At 48.3% G+C, this 6,431-nt stretch carries 4 protein-coding genes; all 4 read left to right on the forward strand.

From position 1 onward, the window contains the following. A partial coding sequence (locus tag WC659_07095) for a fibronectin type III domain-containing protein (GenBank protein ID MFA4873661.1) occupies nt 1-2,723 on the forward strand: 2,723 nt, incomplete at its 5' end. A 195-nt stretch (nt 2,724-2,918) separates the two neighbouring features. Then, the gene (locus WC659_07100) at nt 2,919-3,527 is read left to right on the forward strand and encodes a hypothetical protein (GenBank protein MFA4873662.1); all 609 of its coding nucleotides are present in this window, start codon (nt 2,919-2,921) and stop codon (nt 3,525-3,527) included. Next, on the forward strand, nt 3,493-4,233 hold the full coding sequence (locus WC659_07105) for a nucleotidyl transferase AbiEii/AbiGii toxin family protein (GenBank protein MFA4873663.1): 741 nt from the start codon (nt 3,493-3,495) through the stop codon (nt 4,231-4,233). The genes WC659_07100 and WC659_07105 overlap by 35 nt, the downstream gene beginning before the upstream one ends. Before the next feature lie 713 nt (nt 4,234-4,946). Then, the coding region (locus WC659_07110) for a fibronectin type III domain-containing protein (GenBank protein ID MFA4873664.1) at nt 4,947-6,431 on the forward strand (1,485 nt) is incomplete at its 3' end.

The following is a 6,431-nucleotide window of genomic DNA, read 5'->3' on the forward strand; positions in this document are numbered from 1 at the left end:
CCCATCGTTCATCGCTTCGTTCGGTCCTCTATTTTGCGACAGGGTTTGCTATTGTTTCTCTGGCGGCAGGATTTAGCATCGTGCGGGTACTTGCCGTAACCTCGGGTGAAACTCCCTCAAACGTCGCCCTCGATCAGATCACCGTAAATTCCATGCGCCTCTCCTGGCGGGACAATTCCTCGGGAGAAACCGTCTTCCGCATAGAGCGTTCCACAGACGGCGCGAATTATTCGGAAGTCGGCACTCTCTCAAGCGCGACCTCGAACACCACGGGCGCGAGCTATACTTACACTAACTCCGGCATGTCCAGCCTTTCCGCGAATGCCAAGTACTGGTACCGCGTGCGGGCATGCAATGGCAATCCCATCACCTATCAATCAGGCAAGGTGTATCTTGCCACCGTGAATTTTGGCCAGTGCACGGGATACGGCGCGGCAAGCCCCAAATTTACTCTAGCCAACGCGCCCGCCTCCTGTTCTGGCACAGCCGACAATTCTGATCCCACGCGCATCAACTGGACCTGGGTTTCAGGCGGCGTCCAGAGCGGTTTCTACGCATCTGATGCCGCGGGCAACACTGGCTGGGTAACCCGCACCTATTGGAACCAGACAGGACTCTCCTGCGGTACGAACTACACGCTATCGGTGAAGGCAAGGAATGGCGATCTTGTGCAGACCTCTTCAGTTTCCTGCACCGCATCTACGAAAGCGTGCGCCCAGCAAATATGCGGCGACAATGCAACGAAAGAAATAGAAGGGGATTATAATGACAGTATTTGTCTTGAGAATGAAGGGTGGATGTGGAATGAGACGGATGGGAATGCCGGTGGCTCCTGCTGGAACGGCATGTGCTGCGGGGATGATAGTAATGAATATTGGATTGTGCCGGGTACTTTTACAGATTGTAACGGACTTACCCTGTCTCCCACACAGCCCGCGAATGCGTGTTGCTCAAATTCATCGGACTGTGTCGATGCAGACGGGAGCTGCATAAGCGCGGGAACCTATTTATCAGAATGCCGTGTGTGTCCCAGCAAGGGTACCAGCAATCACAACATAGTTACAGACTGCGATTGTTGCAGTGATGGCGTAGATAATGACGGCGATGGCAAAACGGATAGCGCTGACAGCGATTGCGGAGGCATCCAGTCGGCAACCTGCGGCGACAACTCCTACAACGGCACCGAGTATGATTACAGCCAGTCTTCATGCCAGGCAACATTCGGCTCTTCTAGTTACGGATTAACCTCCGGTGACGCTTCCGGTTCCTGCTGGAACGGCATGTGCTGCGGCGATGATAGCAGTGAAAATTACAATTATTGTTATCTTGAAACTGGACCTCGTAATTATTTGACGGTTGGTCCTTATTGTAGTAGTCCTACGCCACAAACAGCTTGTTGTAATTCAGTTGATGATTGTGTAACTAAAACGAATAGTTGTGTTAATGGTAATACGGAAGCTTCCGGTTTGAACCCCGGAGGCGTAGATAATGTTGCTTATTGTAATGCAGGAACTGTAAGTGGTGGATCGTGGCGTGATTGCGATGTTATAGCTCAAGGATTCTATATTTGCAGTTCGTCAACCTGTGGTAATTCATCAGGTATATACGCTGGTGAATCAGGAGTAGGAGAATATCCAGACACGTCTACTTTAGGTTGCTGCGGCGACGACAGCAGTGAAAATTATCAAATAAGCCACTTAATGAATTCTGACGGCGCCACTGGCGGTGAAAAGAGCGCTTGCTGTAATTCCAGCAGTGACTGCGTTAAAAATGACGGCACCTGCATAAGTAATAATACTTATAGTAATCACGGTGGAGACGCCAGTTCGGATCAAGAATTATGCACTAATAAGGATTGGTATGATCAGGATGGCAGTCAAAGCCGGTGTCAATATACCTGGTTTGACGGCACTATGAATCGATGTGAGAACGCCGGACCTGGAGGCAATTGCGACGATTGGGATGGATATTCCGATAATTGGTATGTTGGCGCTCCTTACGCTGATCCTTACTATTGCTGCGGCGATGACGCGAATGAGAAGTTTGTCCCGGATTGTTCAGGAAATCCTAATGTTGTGTGTTGTCCTAGTACTGCTAATTATTGGAATGGTTCATCATGCGTGGCGAGTTGTCCGACAGGCGACACCACCCCGCCCGCAGTATCAGTGTTTGGCGCACCTAGCAAATGGCAAAACACCAACAGCGCCGCGAGCGTAGCCTGCTCTGATACAGGCTCTGGTTGCAGCTCCTCCAGCTACAAACTCAAGGCGTACACCTCCGCCGCCACCTGCTCCAAGAATTATTCAGACTACATGCTCTCATCTCCCCAGACCGTAACCGCCCACACGTTCTACTGCGCCGCGGCAAAGGATAATGCAGGCAATATAGGATTCTCCTCCACTGCAGCTGAATTCAAGGTGGACAAAACCGCACCCGTGGTTTCCCAAGCCGTTGCCCGCTGCGACAGCTACACTGACATTTGTGCGAATGACAATGATTCTACCATATACTTCACCTGGTCGCCCTTTGACTCCGGCGATTCTGGTCTCGTAAGCTGCACCGCGGAGCTCAATGACACAACCCCAGATGAATCAGCAGGCATCAGCGGCAAGGATACTGATACTGGCAAGAAAGGCAGTAATGCCTACTATGTCCAGTGCAAAGATGCGGCAGGAAATGTCTCGAGCGTGATCAGCGACGGGATTAGCATTGGTGTGAAATAAATTTCAACCCATCATTTAGGAGAGAAGGCCCCCTTTCATGGGGGTTCTTCTTTTGTGACATGGTCAAGTGCCCGCGGAATCAGATGTGCACTTCAGCAAGGTATTTTTTTATTTTTGGGCATTTTGTGGTAATGAATTTGATATGGATTGAGAACCCCTCTTTATTTGTTTATTAGGTTATGTTATACTGTACATATGAGTACAGTAAAAAGAAACACAACGCAACAGCGTTTTGCCCAGTTGGCACAGCTTAATGAGCTTATTTTTCATGCGAAAGATTTAGCGAATCTTTGGCATATCAGCAATCCGAACAACTTACACACTACGCTTAAGAGATATGCGCAACAAGGCCTCTTATACCGTATCTACCGAGGATTTTATGCTTTGAAACCGATCGCAGATCTGGATCCTTCGATGCTCGGTTTAAAAGCGCTGCACGAGTATGGCTATGTCAGCACGGAAACGGTCTTAGCGAACGCAGGAATAATGCAGCAAGCGAGCGGGCAAATCACGCTCGTCAGCGCACAATCAAAACGATTTAAGATTGGTGATTATTCGTATCGCTCGAGAAGGTTAGCGGATAGATTTCTCTTTCAAGACATTGGCCTTGAGAAGGACGGCTCCCTCAACATCGCTTCCGCAGAAAGAGCGGTGGCGGATATGTTGTATTTCAATCCCGCCATATATTTTGACGGCAGCAGAACCATTGATTGGAAAAAAGTAGCGCATATTCAAAAAATCATCGGTTATCCCTTCACGCCATCTCGTTATGATATTACCTCACCCAAAAGAAGCCGTGCATAAGGCATGGTTATATAGGATATTGATACATCTTTATGACGATAATGCGCTTTCCGCTGCGTTATATTTTAAGGGCGGGACGTGCGCCGCGATGCTCGGGTATCTGGATCGTTTTTCCGTTGATCTGGATTTTGATTTTATGCTCCCTCGGGAGGAGATTGATGCCACAAGGAAAAAGATGGAAAAAATTTTTACATCCTTAGGCTTGGAGATCAAGGATAAAAGCCAAAACACGCTGCAGTATTTTTTAAAATATTCCGCCGCAGCGCATGCGAGAAATACCATTAAAATAGATGCCACCTTTCCGCCCGTCAGATCCAATCAGTATCAGGCCTTCAGGTTGCCGGAAATTGACCGTATCGTTACCTGCCAGACCATCGAGACCATGTTTGCCAATAAACTGGTGGCGCCGCTTGACCGTTATGAGAAGAACGAATCAGTTGCCGGCAGGGACGTCTATGATATTCATTATTTTTTTCTGCAAGGCTATCGCTATAATCACGCGGTGATTGAGGAAAGGCGCCACACCGACCTGCCGGCCTTTTTTCAAGAATTAATCAAATTCACAGATACCCATGTCAATGAAACAACCATTACCCAGGACCTGAATTTTTTGGTGCCTTATGATAAATTCAGAACTCTTAGAAAATGTCTTAAAAACGAGGTTTTGATGTTTCTCAAAGATGAGCTTAAACGCCTGACTCATTGAGCGTCATGTATTTTTATTTTTTTTCATTACATTGTCAGGAGTGCATTTTGTAGTTCTATAAAAGACTCATTTAGCATTCAGTATTTTCCAAAATAAGCGCAATATGGACACCACCCGTCGGAAGACCCACTGGGTCTTCTCGACTCCCCTCCTTACTAAGAGCCTGCCCCGTGTTTATCACGGGGAGGGGATGGGGAGGTTTCCTTTAGGAAAAGGTGAATAGTTCAAGACTCATAATGTTCAGTCTCCAAACCTCATTGACACGCCAGGCGCAAGGAGTATAGTGAAAGCGTGGGAAAAGCTCATATATGATCCGTTTTCTGTACTACAATCTTAGGGCTTATACACCCTTTCTTATAAAGCGCGCGCAGGTGGGGATGTGGTTGTGTACGCGAATATTGGGAGACACAATTTATCAAAAATAAAAGGCGGTACCTTAGCGGGTACCGTTAAATGTTTGATAATATTCTATTTACAAAAGCTCACGGATTATGGATACCTTGGTAATATAGGGTTGCACTAAAGACAATTATTTTCACGATCGTATTTTTAATTGTCTTCACAATCACAGGCAGGGAGGAGATGGGGAGGCCTCATTTGGAAAAAGGTGAATAGTTACTTTATACACACCCTTGACACAAACCCCTAAAAGGAGGTATATATAAGCGTTATTCACAAAGATTGAAGGAGGCAGTCTTTAATTTAAAGGATATATGAATTATCCATCTCTTCGATCAATCGCATCGTTTATCGCAGGATTTGCCATAGCCACGTTGGTTTTGGGATTTGGCGCGCATACTGTCATGCCATTGAGCGAGTATGCCGCTGCTGCCTTAGACGAAACCCCCTCAAACGTCACGCTCGATCAAATCACCGTGAATTCGATGCGCCTCTCCTGGCGGGACAATTCCTCGGGAGAAACCGTTTTCCGTATAGAGCGTTCCACTGACGGCACGAGTTATTCGGAAGTAGGCACTCTCTCAAGCGCCACCTCGAACACCACTGGCACGAGCTATATTTACACCAACTCCGGCATGAGCGGGCTTTCCGCGAATACCAAGTACTGGTACCGCGTGCGCGCGTGCAACGGCAACCCCACTGCCTACCAATCAGGCAAGGTGTATCTTGCCACGGTCGCCCAGGGCGACTGCACGGGGTATGGTGCTGCGATTCCCAAGTATACTCTCGCAAACGCTCCCGCCTCCTGTGCGGGTACAGTTGATAAGTATGACGCGACGAGGATTAACTGGACCTGGGTTTCAGGCGGCGCCCAGAGCGGCTTTTACGCGTCTGACTCTGCAGGCAACACAGGCTGGGTGACGCGCACCTACTGGAACCAGACAGGCTTAAGTTGTGGCACGAACTACACGCTCTCCGTCAAGGCAAGGAATGGTGATCTTGTACAGACCTCTTCAGTTTCGTGCACTACCTCGACTAAATCTTGCGCGCAAACCTGCGGTGGCAATACTCAGTATAATATTTCACGACAAGTCAGGAGTTGTAGCGGCAATGACTGCCCCTCTTTTTCTACTGATGCCAATGATAAAGCCTGTTGCGCCAATAGTACTGATTGTGTATATAACGGCATGTGTTATGGAAGTGGGGATTCCTTTAACATTGGCTACCCCGGACCGCGCGACGTGGCACTATGTGTCAATAACGAATGGTACGACGCTGATCTTAATTATGATCAGGACGCTTCCTGCATACAGAGCGCAGGCGCGTGGATTCTGGGCGGAGAATTAGGAGTAGGTGAATATGATAATCTGACCAAAACAGAGTGCTGCGGCGATGATAATGCGATTGATGGATCAGGCACGGAACAGCAGGTAACCTCGTATTGTTCTGGCTATACGGGCGGTCCCAAATGCTGCAGCTCATCCTCTGACAAGATTGACGCGTCAGGGAATTGTGTGGCGAGTTGTCCGCAATCGGTACAGAACACCTGCGGCGACAACTCCTACAATGGCACCGAGTACGACTACAGCCAGTCTTCATGTCAGGCAACCATCGGTTCTTCCAGTTGGGGCCTCAGCTCCGGCTCAGCCTCCGGTTCCTGCTGGAATGGCATGTGCTGCGGGGATGACTCGAGTGAATATTACTCTCAATGCAATAATTATAATGGCGGAGCAACATGCAGTGGTTCTGGAGCTTGTTGTGATAGTGGAAATAATTTAGGTGGAAGATTTGATTGTGTT

This window comes from Patescibacteria group bacterium (assembly GCA_041645165.1).
Lineage (GTDB): Bacteria > Patescibacteriota > Patescibacteriia > 2-02-FULL-49-11 > 2-02-FULL-49-11 > 2-02-FULL-49-11.